At 66.2% G+C, this 19818-nt stretch carries 14 protein-coding genes; 11 read left to right on the top strand and 3 right to left on the bottom strand.

Features of this window, described 5'->3' with window-relative positions:
• The 3 genes from ACK5M9_RS12430 to ACK5M9_RS12420 all read left to right on the top strand — a co-directional run.
• Positions 1-1566, top strand: a 1566-nt coding sequence (locus ACK5M9_RS12430; protein ID WP_416893474.1) for an FAD-dependent oxidoreductase, incomplete at its 5' end; no start/stop codon positions are given.
• Positions 1567-1621: 55 nt separating this feature from the next.
• Positions 1622-2248, top strand: a complete 627-nt coding sequence (gene pdxH / locus ACK5M9_RS12425) for a pyridoxamine 5'-phosphate oxidase (protein ID WP_416893475.1) — start codon at positions 1622-1624, stop codon at positions 2246-2248.
• Positions 2249-2423: 175 nt separating this feature from the next.
• Complete coding sequence (locus ACK5M9_RS12420) at positions 2424-3716, top strand: citrate synthase (RefSeq protein WP_416893473.1); 1293 nt, start codon at positions 2424-2426, stop codon at positions 3714-3716.
• Here ACK5M9_RS12420 and ACK5M9_RS12415 read toward each other — a convergent pair.
• On the bottom strand, positions 3713-5338 hold the full coding sequence (locus tag ACK5M9_RS12415; RefSeq protein WP_416893472.1) for a phytoene desaturase family protein: 1626 nt from the start codon (positions 5336-5338) through the stop codon (positions 3713-3715). The genes ACK5M9_RS12420 and ACK5M9_RS12415 overlap by 4 nt on opposite strands.
• Positions 5339-5444: 106 nt before the next feature.
• Between ACK5M9_RS12415 and ACK5M9_RS12410 the strand changes: the two genes are divergently transcribed.
• From ACK5M9_RS12410 to ACK5M9_RS12400, 3 genes are read left to right on the top strand one after another with little or no spacing between them, the layout of a single operon-like run.
• On the top strand, positions 5445-6488 hold the full coding sequence (locus ACK5M9_RS12410; protein ID WP_416893471.1) for an OmpA family protein: 1044 nt from the start codon (positions 5445-5447) through the stop codon (positions 6486-6488).
• A gap of 25 nt (positions 6489-6513) precedes the next feature.
• On the top strand, positions 6514-6759 hold the full coding sequence (locus ACK5M9_RS12405; protein ID WP_416893470.1) for a hypothetical protein: 246 nt from the start codon (positions 6514-6516) through the stop codon (positions 6757-6759).
• A complete protein-coding gene (locus tag ACK5M9_RS12400) occupies positions 6756-7472 on the top strand; it encodes a hypothetical protein (RefSeq protein ID WP_416893469.1) in 717 nt (238 codons plus the stop codon). The genes ACK5M9_RS12405 and ACK5M9_RS12400 overlap by 4 nt, the downstream gene beginning before the upstream one ends.
• A 5-nt stretch (positions 7473-7477) precedes the next feature.
• On the opposite strand, the gene ACK5M9_RS12395 is transcribed toward ACK5M9_RS12400, so the two are convergent.
• Both ACK5M9_RS12395 and prrA read right to left on the bottom strand, forming a co-directional pair.
• Positions 7478-8824: a HAMP domain-containing sensor histidine kinase gene (locus tag ACK5M9_RS12395; RefSeq protein WP_416893468.1), complete on the bottom strand. Its 1347-nt coding sequence runs from the start codon at positions 8822-8824 to the stop codon at positions 7478-7480.
• Between the two features lie 10 nt (positions 8825-8834).
• Positions 8835-9545, bottom strand: coding sequence for a two-component system response regulator PrrA (gene prrA / locus ACK5M9_RS12390; protein ID WP_416893467.1), 711 nt, complete (start codon positions 9543-9545; stop codon positions 8835-8837).
• 84 nt (positions 9546-9629) lie between these two features.
• Here prrA and ACK5M9_RS12385 point away from each other — a divergent pair, with 84 nt between their 5' ends.
• The 5 genes from ACK5M9_RS12385 to ACK5M9_RS12365 form a co-directional block, all read left to right on the top strand.
• Complete coding sequence (locus ACK5M9_RS12385) at positions 9630-10361, top strand: enoyl-CoA hydratase (protein WP_416893466.1); 732 nt, start codon at positions 9630-9632, stop codon at positions 10359-10361.
• 5 nt (positions 10362-10366) lie between these two features.
• On the top strand, positions 10367-11485 hold the full coding sequence (locus ACK5M9_RS12380) for an MBL fold metallo-hydrolase (protein WP_416893465.1): 1119 nt from the start codon (positions 10367-10369) through the stop codon (positions 11483-11485).
• 17 nt (positions 11486-11502) lie between these two features.
• Positions 11503-13086 carry a serine hydrolase gene (locus ACK5M9_RS12375; protein WP_416893464.1) on the top strand — a complete coding sequence of 528 codons (1584 nt, stop codon included), beginning with the start codon at positions 11503-11505 and terminating at the stop codon, positions 13084-13086.
• Complete coding sequence (locus ACK5M9_RS12370) at positions 13083-15518, top strand: cation-translocating P-type ATPase (RefSeq protein WP_416893463.1); 2436 nt, start codon at positions 13083-13085, stop codon at positions 15516-15518. The genes ACK5M9_RS12375 and ACK5M9_RS12370 overlap by 4 nt, the downstream gene beginning before the upstream one ends.
• Before the next feature lie 267 nt (positions 15519-15785).
• The coding region (locus tag ACK5M9_RS12365) for a PPE domain-containing protein (RefSeq protein ID WP_416893462.1) at positions 15786-19818 on the top strand (4033 nt) is incomplete at its 3' end.

Here is a 19818-nt window from a genome sequence, read left to right as displayed (position 1 = left end):
TACATCGACCCGCTCGCCTGCGTGGACTGCGGCGCCTGCGTCAGCGCCTGCCCGGTGGGTGCGATCGTTCCCGCCGCCCGGCTTGAGCCGGCGCAGTTGCCGTTCGCGCGGATCAACGCGTCCTTCTACCCCGAGCGGCCCGCGGACGTGAAGCTGCCGCCGACGTCCAAGCTCGCCCCGGTGATCCCGGCTGCCGCGGTGCGTTCGGCTGGCCGGCCGCTGACGGTGGCCATCGTCGGGTCGGGCCCGGCGGCGATGTACGCCGCCGACGAGTTGCTCACCCAGCGCGGCGTGCGCGTGAACGTGTTCGACAAATTGCCGACGCCCTACGGCCTGGTGCGTGCGGGGGTTGCCCCCGACCACCAGCACACCAAGGGCGTCACCCGGCTGTTCGACCGCGTCGCTTCGGACCGGCGGTTCCGGTTCCATCTCAACGTCGAGGTCGGTAGACATCTGAGTCACGCAGAGTTGATGGCGCATCATCACGCCGTGGTGTACGCCGTCGGTGCGCCCACCGACCGCCGGCTCGACATCGGCGGAATGGGGTTGCCGGGCACCGGCACCGCCACCGAACTGGTCGCCTGGATCAACGGCCACCCCGACTTCGCTGGGCTCCCCGTGGATCTCAGCCACCAGCGAGCCGTGATCATCGGCAACGGCAACGTCGCACTGGATGTGGCGCGGGTGCTGACCGCCGACGTCGAGGCCCTGGCCGGCACCGACATCGCCGATCACGCGCTGGCGGCCCTGCGGACATCGGCGGTGCGGGAGGTGGTGGTAGCCGCCCGCCGCGGGCCGGCCCACTCCGCGTTCACCCTTCCCGAACTCGTCGGCCTGGCCGGTGCCGCTGACGTCGTGCTCGATCCGGACGACCGCCGCCGGGTGGGTGAGGACCTGGCCGCGGCTACCGATGCGCTGACGCGCACCAAGCTGGAATTCCTCGCTGCCCTCGGCGAAAATCCGGCTCCGGCGCCGGGCCGGCGAATCCGCCTGGCCTACGACCTGACGCCGCGACGCGTTCTCGGCGAAGCGCGGGCCGCCGGCGTCGAGTTCGCCGCCACCGGCTCCGGGGAGTTGCGACGGATCGACGCGGGCCTGGTGTTGACCTCGATCGGCTACCGCGGCACGCCGATCCGGGACCTGCCGTTCGACGGGGAGACGGGCGTGGTGCCCAACGAGGGCGGCCGCGTGCTGGACCAGGCCACCGGCCGGCCGGTGCCGGGCACCTATGTGGCGGGGTGGATCAAGCGCGGACCGACCGGCTTCATCGGCACCAACAAGACCTGCTCGTTGCAGACGGTGCAGGCCCTGGTCGCGGACTTCAACGCGGGCGAACTGGCCGACCCGGTCGCCGAGCCGGCCGCCCTGGCACAGCTGGTGGCCGCCCGCCGGCCCGAGGCCGTCGATTCCGCTGGGTGGCGGGCCATCGACGCCGCCGAAGTCGCCCGCGGCGCCGGCAGCGGTCGGCCCCGCGTCAAGTTCACCGAAATCGACGAGATGCTCGTCGCCGCCCGGGCGCAGGCCCCGCGGCACGGACGCCGTCCGGCGGCCCGGTTTTGGCGGTAGCCGCCCGGGTAGCGTTGGCGCTGTGGTGGGATCGGGCGACAAGCACCTGGCCGCGATGCGGGCCGAGTACGGGGGCGCGGAGAAGGACGGCAGCCCCGACCTGGACGAGGACTGGCTGGCTGGCGGCTGGCTACCGTTGTTTCGCCGGTGGATCGACGACGCGCAACGAGCCGGCGTTGCCGAACCCAACGCCATGGTGGTGGCGACGGTGGCCGACGGCAAGCCGGTGAGCCGGTCGGTGCTGTGCAAGAGCGCCGACGAGACCGGAATCGCCTTCTTCACCAACTACGACTCGGCGAAGGGGCACGAACTGGCGGCCACGCCGTATGCCTCGGCGACATTCCCGTGGTATCGGCTCGGGCGCCAGATCCACGTTCGCGGCCCGGTGACCAAGGTGGATCCGCAGGTCAGCGCCGACTATTGGGCGCAGCGGCCCAGAGGGTCGCAGTTGGGCGCGTGGGCCTCGCACCAGTCCCGGCCGATCGATTCGCGGGCGGCGCTGCTGGACAACCTGGCCTCGGTGACGCAACGGTTCGCCGGCGTCGAGCGGATCCCGGTACCGCCGAATTGGGGCGGCTATCTCATCGCACCCGATGTCGTGGAGTTCTGGCAGGGCAGGGAGGACCGGCTGCACAACCGGATTCGGATCGTCGGAAACCGGGTCCAGCGTCTGCAACCCTAGGTGTTCCCGACGGGCCGGTCCGCGCCCCGAGCGGTCCGCGCGCGGCGCTGCCCGCAGATCCGACCCCGGGCGGGCACGCCGAGGCGGTAACGACTACCTTCACCTATACGCACCTGGCACACCTGTACGTGCCTAGGGCGGCTAGACATATCAGGCCGAGCGCAAAGGGGTTCTCGTGGGCGACACCGACGACACCGCAACACTGAAGTACCCGGGAGGCGAGATCGACCTGCAGGTCGTCCACGCGACCGAAGGTGCTGACGGCATCGCCCTGGGTCCGCTGCTGTCGAAGACCGGGCACACGACCTTTGACAACGGCTTCGTCAACACCGCGTCCTGCAAAAGTGCCATCACCTATATCGACGGCGACGCCGGAATCCTGCGCTACCGGGGCTACCCGATCGACCAGCTGGCCGAGAAGTCGACCTTCCTGGAAGTGTCCTACCTGCTGATCTACGGCGAGCTGCCCACCACCGACCAACTGGCCGAATTCACCCGTCGCATCCAGCTGCACACGATGCTGCACGAAGACCTCAAGCGGTTTTTCGACGGCTTCCCGCGCAACGCGCACCCGATGCCGGTGCTGTCCAGCACGGTCAACGCGCTCTCGGCCTACTACCCCGATTCGCTGGACCCGATGGACAATACGCAGGTCGAGCTGGCCACCATCCGGTTGCTGGCCAAGCTGCCCACCATCGCCGCCTACGCCTTCAAGAAGTCGGTCGGCCAGCCCTTCCTCTACCCGGACAACTCGCTGAGCCTGGTGGAGAACTTCCTGCGCATGACGTTCGGGCTGCCCGCCGAGCCCTATCACGCGGACCCCGAGGTGGTGCGGGCCCTGGACATGCTGCTGATCCTGCACGCCGACCACGAGCAGAACTGTTCGACGTCGACCGTGCGGCTGGTGGGATCCTCCCAGGCGAACTTGTTCACCTCGATCTCCGGCGGAATCAACGCGCTGTGGGGGCCGCTGCACGGCGGCGCCAACCAGGCGGTGCTGGAGATGCTGGAGCAGATCCACCAGAGCGGAGACGACGTCAGCGAATTCGTCCGCAAGGTGAAGAACCGCGAAGAGGGCGTCAAGCTGATGGGCTTCGGCCACCGGGTCTACAAGAACTACGACCCACGTGCCCGCATCGTCAAGGAACAGGCGGACAAGATCCTCGCCAAGCTGGGTGGGGACCCATATCTGGACATCGCCAAGCAGCTCGAAGAGGCCGCGCTGACCGACGACTACTTCATCGAGCGCAAGCTGTACCCGAACGTCGACTTCTACACCGGCCTGATCTACCGGGCGCTGGGCTTCCCGGTCCGGATGTTCACCGTGCTGTTCGCGCTGGGCCGGTTGCCGGGCTGGATCGCGCACTGGCGCGAGATGCACGACGACGGCACTAGCAAGATCGGTCGTCCGCGCCAGATCTACACCGGTTACACCGAGCGCGACTACGCCGGTATCGACACGCGCTAGCCGCCGGGCCGGTCCGGCGACGCCAGCACCGCCATCGCAGCGTTGTGTCCGCCGATGCCCGAAACCGCGCCGCCGCGGTGCGCACTGGAACCGCACCGCAGGATGCGCGGGTGGTGCGTGTCGACCCCCCAACGGCGTGCGGGGGTGTCCAGTGGCGCGTCGTCTTCGGCGAACGGCCAGCCCAGCGCACCGTGGAAGATGTTGCCCGCCGACATCCCGAGGGTGCGCTCCAAGTCGTCGGTGGTGGTCGTCTCCACGCACGGACGCCCCAGCGCATCGGGCAGGAGCAGACCCTCGATGGGTTCGGCCAGAACGGAGTTCAGCGATGCGAACACCGATTCGGTGAGGGGGCCGGCGCCGGCACCCAGGATGTGCGGTGTGTGCAGGCCGAACACCGTCATGGTGTGTGTGCCGGGCAACTCCGCGGAGACGATGCTCGAGTCGGCCAGCGAATGACAGTAGATCTCGCACGGCAGCGGGTCCGGCAGCCGCCCCGACGACGCCCGGGAGTGGGCGGCGTCGAGTTGGGTCCAGGTCTCGTTGACGTGAAATGTCCCGGCAAACGCCTGTTCGGACGTCACCGCGGGGTCGCGCAACCGCGGCAGCCGGCGCAGCACCATGTTCACCTTGACCTGCGCCCCGGCAACCATCGCGGGTTCGGGCTCGCCCAGTAGCCGGGCCAGCACCGCCGGGCCGACACCGGACAGGACGAACCCGCCCCGGACGAGGTGCTCGCCGCCCTGTGCACCCGCCGCACCCACGTCGCGATAGCGCACCTCGCCGTCCGGATTGACAGCGAAAACCTCTGCTCCAGTGACTATTTCGGCCCCATTCCGGGCAGCTGCATCGGCGAGCGCCGAAGACACCGCACCCATGCCGCCGACCGGCACATCCCAGGCGCCGGTACCGCCGCCGAGGACGTGATACAGCAGGCAGATGTTCTGAATCAGCGACGGGTCGTCGAGGTGCGCGAAGGTGCCGATCACCGCGTCGGTGCCGATCACCCCGCGCACGAGGTCGCTGCCCACCGCGGCGGTGATCGCGTGGCCGATCGGCTCGTCCACCATGGCGTGCCAGGCCGCCGCAGCCTCGGGGTCGCCGCCGGCCAGGACGCGCTGCCGAGCCTGGGAGCGTGTCCGCAGCGGTTCGAGCAGCGTCGGCCACAGCGGTCCGGTCACCAGGCGGCAGCGGCGATAGAACGATGCAAAACCCGGCTCGTCGGCAGCGGCCCCGACCGCGTCGAACGCGCCGGGCGCCCCCACCAGCAGGCCGGTGCGTCCGGCTGACCCGGGGTCCGGGGTGTAGGACGGATACCTCCGGCGGGCGAGCCGGACGGTGGCGCCGAGGTCGGCGAGAATGCGCGGCGGCAGCAAACTGACCAGATAGGAATAGCGCGACAGCTGGACGTCGACACCGGTGAAAGCCCGTGCCGAAACGGCGGCCCCGCCGACGTGTCCCAGCCGTTCGAGGACCCGCACCCGCAAACCCGCCCGGGCCAGATAGCCGGCAGCCACCAGCGAATTGTGGCCCGCGCCGACGATGACCGCGTCGAATTCCCGGGCGCCGGCATCCCGGATATCCGCCGGAGATGCCCGGTCCGCCGGATTCCCGCCGTCGGCCATCGGCCCAGTCTGCACGACGTCGCCACGGTTTCGCCTTCGGAGTCGGTAGGCTGCATATCGCCTGGAGTCGCGAAGAGACCCGTTCAACGAACCGAGGGGGGGAGCGATGGTCGATTCGGATGTCGACTTGGGCGATTCCGCCGCGGCCGTGCACCCCGCCGGCCCCGCGGTGCCCGGCCCGGAACCCGTCTCGGAGGGGCCGGGCCTGTCCTGGGTGATCGGTGCGGCACTGATCCCGCTTTTCATCGCCCTGATCGGCTACGGCGCGTACGAACGGCCGATGACCGTAAACGGGCCCACCGGTACCCTGCCGACGATCGCCGCGAACTCGATGAGCAGTCCCCTGAGCCTGTCGCTGTCGCTGGTGTCGATCAACCGCAGCGGCGACACGGTTACCCTGATCGGCGATTTTCCCGACGAAGTCGCCAAGGCCGCATTGATGAATGCACTGCAGGGAATGCTGGCGCCGGGGTTGACCGTCATCAACCAGATCCACATCGACCCACTGGTGCACACCCTCGATTTCGCCAACGCAGAGCCCGTCTTCGCCGCCGGTGCGCTGATTCCCGATTTCAGCTTCAAGGTGGAGAGGGACACCGTCACGCTGGCCGGCAACGCCTCACCGGAGCAGCGGGAGGCGGTAGAGCGCGCCGTGGCCGCCACGTGGCCCGATGTCATCGTCGCCAACGACATCGTGGCCCGGACACAGGTCACTGCCGGCGCCCCGCCCCCTCCCGATGATGAGCCGCAGCCCGAGGCGCCGCCCCCGCCACCGCCGGTACCGGCCGGGTGCGACGATCTACCGGCCGCCATCAACGGGTTGACCGGCGGACCGCTGTACTTCGGCGGCGACGGAGTGAGTCTGACACCGGAGACCTCCCAGTCCCTGGTACGGGTGGCGGACAGGCTGAAGGAATGTGGGGATGCGCGGGTGACGATCAACGGCTTCACCGACAACACCGGTGGCGAAGCGATCAACATTCCGTTGAGCGACCAGCGGGCCGAGGCAGTCGCGGAGTTTCTCATTGCCAACGGTGTGGCCCGCGATCGCGTGACCTCCAAGGGCATGGGATCGGCTGACCCGATCGCCGACAACGGCACCCCCGATGGGCGCGCTGCGAACCGTCGCGCCGAGATCGTGGTCGGTTAGGGAGAGGCGAGGGGCGAGGGGCGATATGGGTTTCCTGATCCAGTGGGTGATCTACATGGTCGCGTTCGTGGCCGGCTCGGCGGTTGCCTACGGGCTGAAGGCACTGCTGGCCAGGCCCGACAGCCCAGCGGGTGAGATTGACGCCGGCGCCGTGGCCGATGACGGCGAGCGCGACCCGGTGCACGAATTCGACCCCGAGTCTCCCGGACCCGGGCCGTTGCAATCGCAGACGCCGGATACATCGGGCACAGGGGCAGGGGTCACGCCGTGAGCGGCCAGGTGCATTGGTGGTTGGTCGCGCTGTCGTTCGTCCTCGGGATGGTGCTGACGTTGACGCTGACGGTGCGACCCGCCCGCGTGGAAATGCCCGCCTGGGTCTTCGCCGACCCGATGGCGGGCACCCGAACCGAGCCGGAGGCGCCGGCGCCGGACGCCGCTGAGCCGCCGCCCGCCCCGGCCGAGCCGCCGGTGGTGGCCGCTGCACCCGCTGCTCCCCGTACCCCCGGTGCACCGGTCGAGGAGCCTTCGGGAGGGAAGACTCCCGAAGGCCAACCGCGGCACGCGAAGAAGGAGGCCGTCAAAGCGTCGCCGCCCAAACGCGGGCCCGTCCCCAGGGATCTTGCCGGAAAGCGGGCTCCGACCGCCCGGAAACGGCCGGTGCGCCGAGTTCCCGCCAACCGCCGCAAAGAACCCAAGCGCGCTCCCGTCGTCGAACCCGGCAGACACGACATATCGGCGCGCAAGCCGCGGGCTCCGCGCAAACCGCTGATGCCCTACGCCCCCTACGGCCCGGGATCCATGCGCGCCGAACCCGACGGCAGCGGGCCGGAAGGCTGGCCGGTGAAGGGCCGCACCGATTCCCGGCTGTACTACGCCCCCGGCGATACCGACTACGACGCTACCGAGGCCCAGGTTTGGTTCGAAAACGAGGAGTTGGCCATCAAGGCGTTCTTCAGTCCCGGGCGCGACGGCCGATCGGACTGAGCGGGCTAGTGCGGTCCGGGCAGCCGCAACACTAGCCGTGCGCCACCCAGCGGGCTGCTTTCCAGTGATGCGGTCCCCTCGTGCAATTGGGCCTGCTGGGCCACCAGGGCCAGGCCCAACCCGGAACCGGACTGCGACGCCGTCGACCCCCGGGAGAATCGCTCGAACACCACGGTGCGTTCCGGCTCGGGTACGCCGCTGCCGTTGTCGTCGACGGTGATCTCGACTCCGGCGCGGGAACTGACCGCCGAGAGCCGGACATGGGTGGCGCCGCCGTGTTTGACGGCGTTGGCGATCGCATTGTCGACCGCCAGCCGCAACCCGGCGGGCATCCCGACGATGATGCAGGTTGGCGACGGCGCCAGGGCGACGTCGAGGTCCGGGTAGATCCGGATGGCGTCGTGTGCGGCGCGGTCCAGGAGCTCGGTGATGTCGACCGGCACATGGTCGTCGGAGGTCGACAGTTCGCCTTGGGCCAGCCGTTCCAGCGCGCTCAGCGTGGCTTCGATCCGCGTCTGGGTCCTGATCACGTCGTTGAGCACTTCCTTGCGATCCTGGTCGGGCAGATCGAGGGTGGACAGCACTTCGAGGTTGGTTCGCATCGCGGTCAGGGGTGTGCGCAGCTCGTGGGAGGAGACCGCCGCGAAATCGCGGGCCGAGGCCAGGGCTTCCTGAGTGCGGTTCTGCTCATTCCAGATGCGGTGCAGCATGCCTCTCATGGCTTCGGCGATCTCGACTGCCTCGGTGGCGCCGTAGACTTCGACCCGGGGCGCCTCGTCGCCGGCGTCGATCGACCGGGTCTGCTCGGCCAGGCGTTTGAACGGCCGGACCGCGAACACGGCCAGCAGCCAGGCGAACACCGCCGCGGCGCCGATCGCCAGTGCACAGATGATCAGCACACGTCGATGCAGGTTGTTGGTCTCGGCGATGGTCGCGTCGTAGGTGGCGCCGACAGCCATCGAAGTGGGCGTCCGGCCCGGGATATTCACCGTGCGCACCCGGTAGCGGATCCCATCGATGTCGGTGTCGGCGTAGCCGGGCGCAAGCTCGGGCAGCGTGACACCGGAGTTCGACTTGATCAGGGCGCTGTGGCGGACCGTGATGAGGGCGTTCTGGTCGTTGGGGGATCGCGGGATCTCCTCGAGGCCGCGCGGCACGAACGGGACCGCGAAACCCGCGACCTCGTCGAGCCGGCGGTCGAGCCGTTCCTTGCGGTCCTTGGTGATACCCACCCACACCACGGCGCCGACGATGAGCACCGGGATCGCGGCGCCGATGACCGTGGCGACCACCACCCGGGTCCGCAGCGAGGGCGTACGCGAGAAGATCCTGGACAGGATGTTGCTGAACAATGCCGCGGTCCTATTGCATCCGGAGGACGAACCCGACTCCCCGGACGGTGTGCAGGAGCCGGGGGCCGCCATTGGCTTCGAGCTTGCGTCGCAGGTATCCGATGAAGACGTCGACGACATTGGTGTCGGCGGCGAAATCATAGCCCCACACCAACTCCAGGAGCTGCGCACGGGACAGGACTGCCGTCTTGTGCTCGGCCAGCACCGCCAGCAGATCGAATTCGCGTTTGGTCAGGTCGACGTCGACGCCGTTGACGCGCGCCCGGCGGCCGGGAATGTCGACCTCCAGCGGGCCGACGGTGATGGTCTCCGACGACGATGTTGCGGTGGCGCCGCGCCGCCGTAGCAGCGCACGCACCCGAGCCACCAACTCGGCCAGCACGAACGGCTTGACCAGGTAGTCGTCGGCGCCCGCCTCCAGGCCGGCGACCCTGTCGTCGACCGAACTGCGCGCGCTGAGCACGCAGACCGGCACGTCGTTGTCCATGGCGCGCAGCGCGGTGACCACACTGACACCGTCGAGCACCGGCATGTTGATGTCGAGCACGATGGCATCCGGCCGGGTTTCGGTGGCGCTGCGCAGGGCCTCGGCGCCGTCGACCGCCGTTGACACCTCGAAGCCGGATAGTCGCAGGCCGCGCTCCAGCGAGGCGAGCACGTCGGAGTCGTCGTCGACGACCAAGACGCGAGGGGAGCTGACGCCGGTGTCCATGTGCCCCATCTTGCCTGATCGACGGCCCTTGGGGCGGGAGGCGTGCGGTGGCTCGGGCCGCGGGCTTGAGCCGGTTCGCCTATCCTTGCCTGCATGATCGGTGTCACTTCGGCCGAAGCGGTAATGACCATCGAACTGCAGCGCCCCGAACGGCGTAACGCGTTGAACACCCAACTGGTCGAGGAACTGCGGGAGGCACTGCTGCGGGCCCGGGACGGGGCCACCCGCGCGGTCGTGCTGACCGGGCAGGGCACGGTGTTCTGCGCCGGGGCCGACCTGTCCGGGGACGCATTCGAGGGCGACTACCCCGACCGGCTCATCGAATTGCACAAGGTGATGGACGCCGCCGAGATGCCGATCATCGGCGCGGTGAACGGGCCCGCCATCGGAGCCGGCCTGCAACTGGCGATGCAGTGCGACCTGCGGGTGGTCGCTCCGGAAGCGTTCTTTCAGTTTCCGACGTCGAAGTATGGCCTGGCACTGGACAACTGGAGTATTCGCCGGCTGGCGTCGCTGGTCGGGCACGGACGCGCCCGGGCCATGCTGCTGGCTGCGGAAAAGCTGACCGCCGACACCGCGCTGCAGATCGGAATGGCCAACCGCATCGGCACCCTGGCCGACGCCCAGCAGTGGGCCGCCGAGATATCTCACCTGGCACCGCTGGCCATCCGGCACGCCAAGCGGGTACTCAACGACGACGGCGCCATCGAGGACGCCTCACCCGAGCACAAGGCGCTGTTCGATCAGGCCTGGGGCAGCCAGGACGTGATCGAGGCGCAGGTTGCCCGCGTTCAAAAGCGGCCGCCGAAGTTCCAGGGGGCGTAGCGGCCATGACGGGCCGGGCGCTGCGAATCGCCGCCGGAACCGCCTCGCTGGCGGCGGGCGGCTGGATGTTGCGGGCACTGCGGGGGACGCCGGCGGCTCTCGGCGCCGGCCCGGCGGCGATCGCGGCGGCCTCGGAGGCCTCACCGAACCATTGCGACGGTGTGTTCGTCAACCTCGACCCCGCGTCGCTGTACGCCCCGGACGCAGACGGACTGCGTCAGATCGCGTGGGACTTTGCCAGCGGGGGCGGCAAGAGCCTGCCGGCCGGCCCGATCCCGCTGGCCGCACCGGCGATCCATCGTGGGGAGCCGGCGCCGCTGGCGGTGAGCTGGTTCGGGCATTCGACCGCGCTGGTCGAGATCGACGGGTACCGGGTGCTCACCGACCCGGTGTGGAGCCAGCGCTGCTCGCCATCGGATCGGGTCGGCCCGCAGCGGCTGCACCCGCCACCGGTGCAACTCGAGGGTCTGCCCGCCGTCGACGCGGTCGTCATCAGCCACGATCACTACGACCATCTCGACATGGAGACGGTGCTGGCATTGGCCCGCATGCAGCGGGCGCCGTTCTTCGTGCCGCTCGCGGTGGGAGCGCATCTGCGGGCGTGGGGGATACCGGCGGAGCGCATCGTCGAACTCGACTGGAACCAGAGCACCCGGGTCGGCGAACTGACCATCGTCTGCATGCCGGCGCGGCACTTCTCCGGGCGCTTCCTGACCCGCAACAACACGTTGTGGGCGTCCTGGGCTTTTGTCGGGCCCGCGCACCGGGCCTATTTCGGCGGCGACACCGGCTACACCAAGAGCTTTGCGCAGATCGGCGCCGACCACGGCCCGTTCGACCTGACACTGATGCCGATCGGCGCCTACAACGCGGCGTGGCCGGATATCCACATGAACCCCGAGGAGGCGGTGCGCGCACACCGCGACGTCACCGACCCGGGGTCGGGTCTGCTGGTGCCGATCCACTGGGGCACGTTCCGGCTGGCTCCGCACCCGTGGGCAGAACCGGTGGAACGCGTGCTCGAAGCGGCTGAGCTGGAGAACGTTGACGTTGCGGTGCCTTTGCCCGGCCAGCGCGTCGACTGCGGGTCGGCATTGCGGCTCAACAGGTGGTGGCGGCTGTAGAGGATGAGGGTGCGGCCATGGTGAAACGTACTGGGATTGCCACCGTTGTCGTCATGATGCTTGCGGTGGCGGGTTGCGGCCACGGGCAACCGGTGTCCGATCCCTCTCCCTTGTCGACACAGGTGCTGCCCAACGAGGTGTCGGGCGTGCGGATCCCCGCCGGCCGGATCGACGACGCGGTAAGCAAAGTCGACGCCCTGGTGGCCGATCTGATGAGGCAGAGCGGCGTCCCGGGTATGGCGGTGGCGATTGTGCACGGTGGAAAAACGCTGTATGCCAAGGGGTTCGGGGTGCGCGACATTGGCAAGGCGGTCGGCCCGGACAACGCGGTGGATGCCGACACCGTTTTCCAGCTGGCCTCGATATCCAAATCCGTTGGAGCGACGGTGGTGGCGCACGAAGTCACCGAAGGTGTGGTCAGCTGGGAGACCCCGGTGGTCTCCGAATTGCCCTGGCTGGTCTTCAGCGACCCGTACGTCACCGAGCACGCGACCATCGCGGACCTGTACTCGCACCGCTCGGGGCTGCCCGATCACGCCGGCGATGCCCTGGAGGATCTCGGCTACGACCGCCGGCAGGTACTGCAGCGACTGAAATATCTGCCGCTGGCGCCGTTTCGGATCAGCTACGCCTACACCAACTTCGGCGTAACCGCGGGCGCCTGCGCGGTTGCGGCGGCAGCCGGGAAGCCGTGGGAGGACCTTTCGCAGGAGGTGCTCTACCGTCCGCTGGGGATGGCGTCCACCAGTTCCAGGCTTGCTGACTTCCTCGCCCGGCCCAATCGCGCCGTCGGACACGTCAAGGCCGGAGACACCTGGGAGGCCCGTTACCAACGCGACCCGGACGCCCAGTCGCCCGCCGGCGGGGTGAGTTCCTCGGTCAACGACATGGCCCGCTGGCTGACCATGCTGCTGGCGGGCGGCACCTACAACGGTGAGCGCATCGCGTCGCCGGAGGCACTGCTGCCCGCTTACACCCCGCAGGTGATCTCCGGCCATGCCGCGAACCCGAGGGCGCGGGCCGGCACCTATGGCTACGGGTTTTCCACGTCGGTGACCTCATCCGGACGCACCCAGTACAGCCATTCGGGAGCGTTCGGATTAGGTGCCGCAACGAATTTCGTGGTTCTGCCGTCGGAAGACCTCGCCATCGTCGCGCTGACCAACACCGCCCCGTACGGTGTGCCGGAGACGCTCACCGCCGAATTCATGGACCTGGTGCAGTACGGGGAGGTGCGCGAAGACTGGGCGACCCTGTACGGCCGGCAGCTCGCCCCGATGAACAATCCGGACGGCTCGCTGGTGGGCACGCCCCGTCCGGTCGGCCCCGCGCCACCGCGGTCCCTGGAGGAGTACACCGGTGTCTATGCGAACGACTACTGGGGGCCGGCCACCGTTGGCGTGCATGACGGCACGCTGCAGTTCTCCCTGGGGCCGAAGAATCAGACGTTCGATCTGACGCCCTGGGACGGCGACACCTTCACCTTCGCGCTGTCCACCGAAAACGCCTTGCCGGGATCGATTTCTCGGGCAACTTTCTCCGGCAACGCGTTGAATCTGGAGTACTTCGACTCCGACGACCTCGGTACCTTCACGCGATGACCACGGTGCCGGGAGCTGCGGGCCTGACCGACGCCGAGGTGGCGCGACGGGTTGCCGACGGCCACGGCAACGATATTCCGCAGCGCGCCACCCGCAGTGTCGGCCAGATCGTGGCAGCCAACGTCTTCACCCGTATCAATGCGATCCTGGGTGTGCTGTTCGCCATCGTGCTGACCACGGGGTCGTTGATCAACGGCCTGTTCGGTTTGCTGATTGTGGCCAACAGTGTCATCGGCATGGTTCAGGAGATCCGCGCCAAGCAGACGCTGGACAAGCTGGCCATCGTCGGGCAGGCGAAGCCGTTGGTACGCAGGAGATCCGGGACGCGGGCCATGCCGCCGGGCGAGGTCGTGCTCGGCGACATCATCGAGGTGGGACCCGGTGACCAGATCGTCGTCGATGGTCAGGTGACCGAACACAGCAACCTCGAAGTCGACGAATCGTTGCTCACCGGCGAGGCCGACCCGATTGCCAAAGACACCGGTGACGAAGTGATGTCGGGCAGCTTCGTCGTCTCCGGAGTCGGCGCATACCGGGCGACGAAGGTCGGGCGGGAGGCCTACGCGGCAAAACTGGCCGCGGATGCCAGCAAGTTCACCCTGGTGAAATCGGAGTTGCGCAACGGTATCGACCGAATCCTGAAATTCATCACATACCTGCTGATCCCGGCCGGACTGCTGACCATCTACACGCAGTTGTTCACCACGAATGCGGGATGGCGGGATTCGGTGCTGGCGACGGTGGGGGCGCTGGTGCCGATGGTGCCCGAAGGCCTGGTGCTGATGACCTCGATTGCGTTCGCTGTCGGCGTTGTCCGCCTGGGCCGACGGCAATGCCTGGTGCAGGAGTTGCCGGCCATCGAGGGCCTGGCACGGGTCGACGTCGTGTGTGCCGACAAGACCGGCACCTTGACCCAGAACGGTATGCGGGTATCGGAGGTTGTCGAAGTCGACCGGGCTGATACCGGGCTCGTCGACGAGGACGGGGCTGCGGACGTGGCTGCGGACGTGGCTGCGGACGTGGCTGAGGTGCTGGCGGCCCTGGCCGCATCCGATCCCCGCCCCAACGCGAGCATGGCGGCGATCGCCCATGCCTATCAGGGTGACCCCGGCTGGATCGCGACCGCGGCGGCGCCGTTCAAGTCGGCGACCAAGTGGAGCGGGGCGTCCTACCGCGACCACGGCAATTGGGTGATCGGCGCCCCGGATGTGCTGGCGAGGCCGGGTTCGATGGCTGCCTCGCGGGCCGAGCGGATCGGCGAGCAGGGTCAGCGTGTTCTGCTGGTGGGTGACTCCGACATCCCGGTGGACCATCCCGATGCGCCGGGAACCGTCACCCCGGTCGCGCTGGTGGTACTGGAACAGAAGGTCCGGCCGGACGCTCGTGAGACCATGGACTACTTTGCCGCCCAGGGTGTTTCGGTCAAGGTGATTTCCGGCGACAACGCGGTGTCGGTGGGGGCCGTGGCCGGTAGCTTGGGTTTGCACGGGGACGCGATGGACGCACGCGGCCTGCCGGCCGATGAGGGGGAACTAGCCGATGCGCTGGACGCACACACGTGTCTTGGCCGGGTGCGGCCCGAACAGAAGCGGGCGATGGTGCACGCCCTGCAATCACACGGGCACACGGTGGCGATGACCGGCGACGGTGTCAACGACGTGCTGGCGCTCAAGGATGCCGACATCGGCGTCGCGATGGGGGCCGGCAGCCCGGCAGCCCGGGCAGTCGCACAACTGGTCCTGCTCGACGACAAGTTCGCGACCCTGCCCCACGTGGTGGGTGAAGGCCGACGGGTGATCGGCAATATCGAACGGGTCGCCAGCCTGTTCCTGACCAAGACCGTGTACTCGGCGCTGCTGGCCCTGCTGGTGGGCCTCGAATGCCTGCTGGCCAAGCCGTTGGGGGCTGATCCGCTGCTGTTTCCGTTTCAGCCGATTCACGTCACCATTGCCGCCTGGTTCACCATCGGCATTCCCTCGTTCGTGTTATCGCTGGCGCCGAATAACGAGCGCGCGTACCCGGGTTTCGTAAGGCGGGTATTGACTTCTGCGTTACCGTCCGGCCTGGTGGTCGGCATCGCGACATTCGCGTCCTACCTGCTGGCATACCACGGCCGGCACGCGAGCGTGATCGAGCAGGACCAGGCGTCGACAGCCGCGCTGATCACCCTGCTGGTGAGTGCGGTCTGGGTGCTTGCGGTGGCGGCACGGCCCTACCAATGGTGGCGAATGGCCCTGGTGATCGCCTGTGGCCTGGCGTATTTGGTGATCTTCAGCCTGCCGTGGGCGCAGGATAAGTTCTTCCTCGACCCGTCGAATACGGCAACCACGGTGGCCGCACTGGGGATCGGGGCGCTGGGTGCGGCGGTGATCGAGGCGATGTGGTGGATTCGGGCCAGGGCGCTCGGGGTCGCGACGCGGGTGTGGGGGTAGAGCACTGTTACAGCCAGAAAATCGGTTGTATTGTGCCATTTGTCCACAGAATTTACACAACGAAATTCATAAGAATTCTGTCACTCGTGGTCATATTTCTGGTGTAGTGTGCACCTACTCCGGCTGTTGTAAATAAAATCGGGTCCGCGGTCTTTGGTCGTCGATCCTTGGGTGCGATGGTGCGGGGTGTGGCGGCGATTCCCGCGGCCGTGCGGACGATCATCGATGGGTGGCAGTGACAACGGCCCCCGGGGGAGGGTTTTGGCAATGGGGTTTTTGATGTCGCCACCGGAAATCAACTCAGCGCGTATCTTCGGCGGCGCGGGGACCGAACCGCTGCGGGCTGCCGCAGCGGCCTGGGATGATATCGCCGCTGAGCTGTCGGCAGCCGAGGCCACATTTTCATCGGTGACCGCCGAGCTGACCCGTGCAGCGTGGCAGGGTCCGGCAGCGTCGGCGATGGCCGATGTGGCCGCGGGGTACCTGGGGTGGCTCGGGGTCACCGGCACTCGGGCGGCGCAGGCCGCAGAACAGGCGCGAGTCGCAGCGGCCGCATTCGAAGCGACGATGGCAGCCGCGGTGCATCCGACGGTAGTACTCGGCAACCGCTCACAATTGCTGGCCCTGGTCACCCAGAATCTACTGGGCTTCAATGCACCGGCAATAGCGGCCGTCGAGTCCGAGTACGAATACATGTGGGCGCAGGATGCGACGGCTATGCTCGACTACCACGCGGGTGCGTCGGCAGTCGCTTCGGCTTTGACGCCCTTCGTATCGCTCATTCCTGCGCTCGGGCGGGGCCGTCCCGCGATTGTCCCGGATCCGCAGTCGGTATTCGGCGCCGCTGCCGGCCGCACCAGTATCTTCGGTTCGCCGGTTGCGAATTTGGGTCTCGGTAATGTCGGCGCGAATAATGTTGGAATTGGGAATGTGGGTCTGTGGAATGTTGGGTTGGGGAGCCGGGGAAGTTTCAACGTGGGGCTCGGCAATTCGGGTGATCAGAATGTGGGGTTCGGTAATTCGGGGAGTGGGAATGTTGGGTTTGGTTTGACGGGTGTTGGGCAGGTCGGGTTTGGGGCGTTGAATACTGGCGGCGGGAATGTGGGGTTGTTTAATTCGGGTACGGGGAATGTGGGGTTTTTCAATTCGGGTACCGGCAATTGGGGTGTGGGTAATTCCGGGGAGTCGAACACAGGATTCTTCAATGCGGGTTTGTTGAATTCTGGCTTCGGGAATCCGGGGAGCCATAATACGGGGAGTTTCAACACGGGGTTGGGAAATACGGGATCGTTCAATGCGGGTGCGACGAATACGGGGTGGTTCAATACTGGTGATTACAACACCGGTTTCGGCAATGCTGGGCATTACAACACCGGCGGACTCAACCAGGGCAGCTTCAACAACGGGCTCTTCTGGCGGGGACACAACCAGGGCCAGTTCGCCGGCGACTACACCATCGTGATCCCCAAGGTACCACTGCACCTCAATGTCGATGTTCCTATCGACATCCCCGTCACCGGCCGCCTCGGCAATATAATCATCGACCCTTTTGTGATTCCCGAAATCCATATCACCGGACAACCCGTCGACGGAAACAGCCTTACCGGTACAATCGGGGAACTCCACTTCGACCAGATCACCATCAATGGGCCGTCGTTGAATTTGCGGGTGGGTGGTCCGGGTGAGTCGTTGCGGTTGGTGTTGTCGGGTCCGGCGGTGGGGCCGGTGGTGGTGCCGTTGTTCCATGCGGATCCGGGTCCGGGGTTCGGTAATGGTGGGGATGGTGTGTCGTCGGGGTTCTTTAATTCCGGTGGGGGCAGTGGTTCGGGGTTTGGGAATGTGGGGGGTGGTTCGGGGTGGTCGAATGTGGCGAGGGGTCCTGGGTTGTCGGGGTTTGGGAATGTGGGTGAGTGGGGTTCGGGTGTGTTGAATTGGGGTTCGGGTGTGTCGGGGTGGTCGAATTCGGTTTTGGGTTCGGGTGTGGGTAATTCGGGTGAGGGGTTGTCGGGGGTCTTCGCGGAGGGTGGGTTCGGGTGGGGGTGGGGGGATTATTACGGGGATCTGTTTGAGGGGTTGGGTAATGTGGGGGATGGTAATCAGGGGTGGGGTAATGATGGTGGCCGTAATTTTGGGTTCGGGAACAGTGGGTTCGGTAATGTCGGGTTTGCGAATACGGGGAACGATAATTTTGGGATCGGGTTGACCGGGGATGGCCAGGTTGGGTTCGGTGGTTTCAACTCCGGTAGTGGGAATGTGGGGTTGTTTAATTCGGGTAACGACAATATCGGGTTCTTCAATTCGGGGTCGGGGAATTTTGGGTTCGTCAATTCGGGGGTGTTCAATACTGGGTTCGGCAATTCGGGGATGGCGAACACGGGGTTGTTCAATGCGGGGTTGTTCAACACTGGGAGTTTCAACCCGGGGGCCTACAACACCGGGAGTTTCAATATCGGGGATTACAACACGGGGTCGTTCAACCTGGGGAGTGTGAACACTGGGAGTTTCAACACTGGTGATTTCAACACCGGGTGGGCCAACAGTGGTGATCTCAACACCGGGGCGTTCGTCTCGGGCAATGAGAACAACGGGTTGTTCTGGCGTGGTGATCGTCACGGGTTGATTGCCGGGGACTACACCGTGACCATCCCTGAAATCCCCATCACCCTCGGTGGCGGCGGCATGATCAAACTCCCCATCACCGGCGAAATCAGCGGCTTGGCCATCGAACCGTTCACCATCCACGGTGTCAGCGGTGGCTACATCCCGATCAACGCCAAAATCGATGTGGTTGCCTCGAACACCGACGCGTTCGACATTACGGTGACTGTTCCCATCATCGACAAGGACATTCATATACCGATACCACCGCTGCCGATCACACTTGGGATAAATGCTCAGAGCTTCCTCGAACCGTTCACCACCCCGCGGATATCGATCAACCCGATCGCAATCGAGAGTATGGAAGTCGGCGGTGATTCGACGTTCTTGCCGGTGAATGCGTGGGGTACGGCGGGTCCGATTACGGCGACGGTGTTCCATATGGATGCGGCGCCGGGTTTCTTCAATTCCACGGATGTACCGTCGTCGGGGTTCTTTAATTCTGGTGCGGGTGGTGGTTCGGGTTTCGGCAATGTCGGCGGGGTGGTCTCCGGGTTTGCAAATGTCGCGTCGTGGGCGTCGGGGTATCAGAATGTGGGTGGTGTGTTGTCGGGGTTCGGCAATGCGGGGGAGTTGTTGTCGGGGTCGGGTAACGGTAGTGAGGTGGGATTGCCGACGTCGGGTGTGAACAATGTGGGGGGTAATTTGTCGGGGTTGTTCTATCGGGGGTCGGATCGGGCGAGTCTGTTGACGGTGGGTTCGGGGAATTTGGGTGGGGTGAATTGGGGGTCGGGTAATGTCGGTTCGAATAATTTTGGTTTCGGGAATATGGGTGATTGGAATTTCGGATCGGGCAGTTTGGGGAGTTTTAATGTCGGCTCGGGCAATTTGGGTTCGTATAATGTGGGGCCGTCGAATCTGGGTTCGTTCAATGTAGGGTTGGGTAATTTGGGGGATGGTAATTTCGGGTTCGGTAATTCGGGATGGGATAATGTTGGGTTCGGTAATTCGGGGACCGGGAATGTTGGGTTTGGTTTGACGGGTGTTGGGCAGGTCGGGTTTGGGGCGTTGAATACTGGCGGCGGGAATGTGGGGTTGTTTAATTCGGGTACGGGGAATGTGGGTTTTTTCAATTCGGGTACCGGAAATTGGGGTGTGGGTAATTCCGGGGAGTTGAATACGGGGTTGTTCAATGCGGGCAGGTCGAGCACGGGGGTGTTGAATGCGGGTTTGTTGAATTCTGGCTTCGGGAATCCGGGGAGTTATAATACGGGGAGTTTCAACACGGGGTTGGGTAATACGGGATCGTTCAATGCGGGTGCGACGAATACGGGGTGGTTCAATACTGGTGATTACAACACCGGTTTCGGCAATGCTGGGCATTACAACACCGGCGGACTCAACCAGGGCAGCTTCAACAACGGACTGCTTTGGGGAGAGGACGGCCAGGGCCAGTTCGCTGGCGACTACACCATCGTGATCCCCAAGGTACCACTGCACCTCAATGTCGATGTTCCTATCGACATCCCCGTCACCGGCCGCCTCGGCAATATAATCATCGACCCTTTTGTGATTCCCGAAATCCATATCACCGGACAACCCGTCGACGGAAACAGCCTTACCGGTACAATCGGGGAACTCCACTTCGACCAGATCACCATCAATGGGCCGTCGTTGAATTTGCGGGTGGGTGGTCCGGGTG

It is taken from the genome of Mycobacterium sp. (genome assembly GCF_047975165.1).
Classification (GTDB): domain Bacteria; phylum Actinomycetota; class Actinomycetes; order Mycobacteriales; family Mycobacteriaceae; genus Mycobacterium.
Note: the sequence above shows the minus strand (reverse complement) of the source record. Positions and strands in the feature narration are given on the sequence as shown.

What these genes read in the sequence shown, in the direction of transcription:
- prrA (WP_416893467.1), bottom strand. Translation starts at nt 9,545, where the DNA reads ATGGGGCACATGGACACCGGCGTCAGCTCCCCTCGCGTCTTGGTCGTC.
- ACK5M9_RS12370 (WP_416893463.1), top strand. Translation starts at nt 13,083, where the DNA reads ATGACCACGGTGCCGGGAGCTGCGGGCCTGACCGACGCCGAGGTGGCG.
- ACK5M9_RS12385 (WP_416893466.1), top strand. Translation starts at nt 9,630, where the DNA reads ATGATCGGTGTCACTTCGGCCGAAGCGGTAATGACCATCGAACTGCAG.
- ACK5M9_RS12405 (WP_416893470.1), top strand. Translation starts at nt 6,514, where the DNA reads ATGGGTTTCCTGATCCAGTGGGTGATCTACATGGTCGCGTTCGTGGCC.
- ACK5M9_RS12410 (WP_416893471.1), top strand. Translation starts at nt 5,445, where the DNA reads ATGGTCGATTCGGATGTCGACTTGGGCGATTCCGCCGCGGCCGTGCAC.
- pdxH (WP_416893475.1), top strand. Translation starts at nt 1,622, where the DNA reads ATGCGGGCCGAGTACGGGGGCGCGGAGAAGGACGGCAGCCCCGACCTG.
- ACK5M9_RS12380 (WP_416893465.1), top strand. Translation starts at nt 10,367, where the DNA reads ATGACGGGCCGGGCGCTGCGAATCGCCGCCGGAACCGCCTCGCTGGCG.
- ACK5M9_RS12375 (WP_416893464.1), top strand. Translation starts at nt 11,503, where the DNA reads ATGGTGAAACGTACTGGGATTGCCACCGTTGTCGTCATGATGCTTGCG.
- ACK5M9_RS12415 (WP_416893472.1), bottom strand. Translation starts at nt 5,338, where the DNA reads ATGGCCGACGGCGGGAATCCGGCGGACCGGGCATCTCCGGCGGATATC.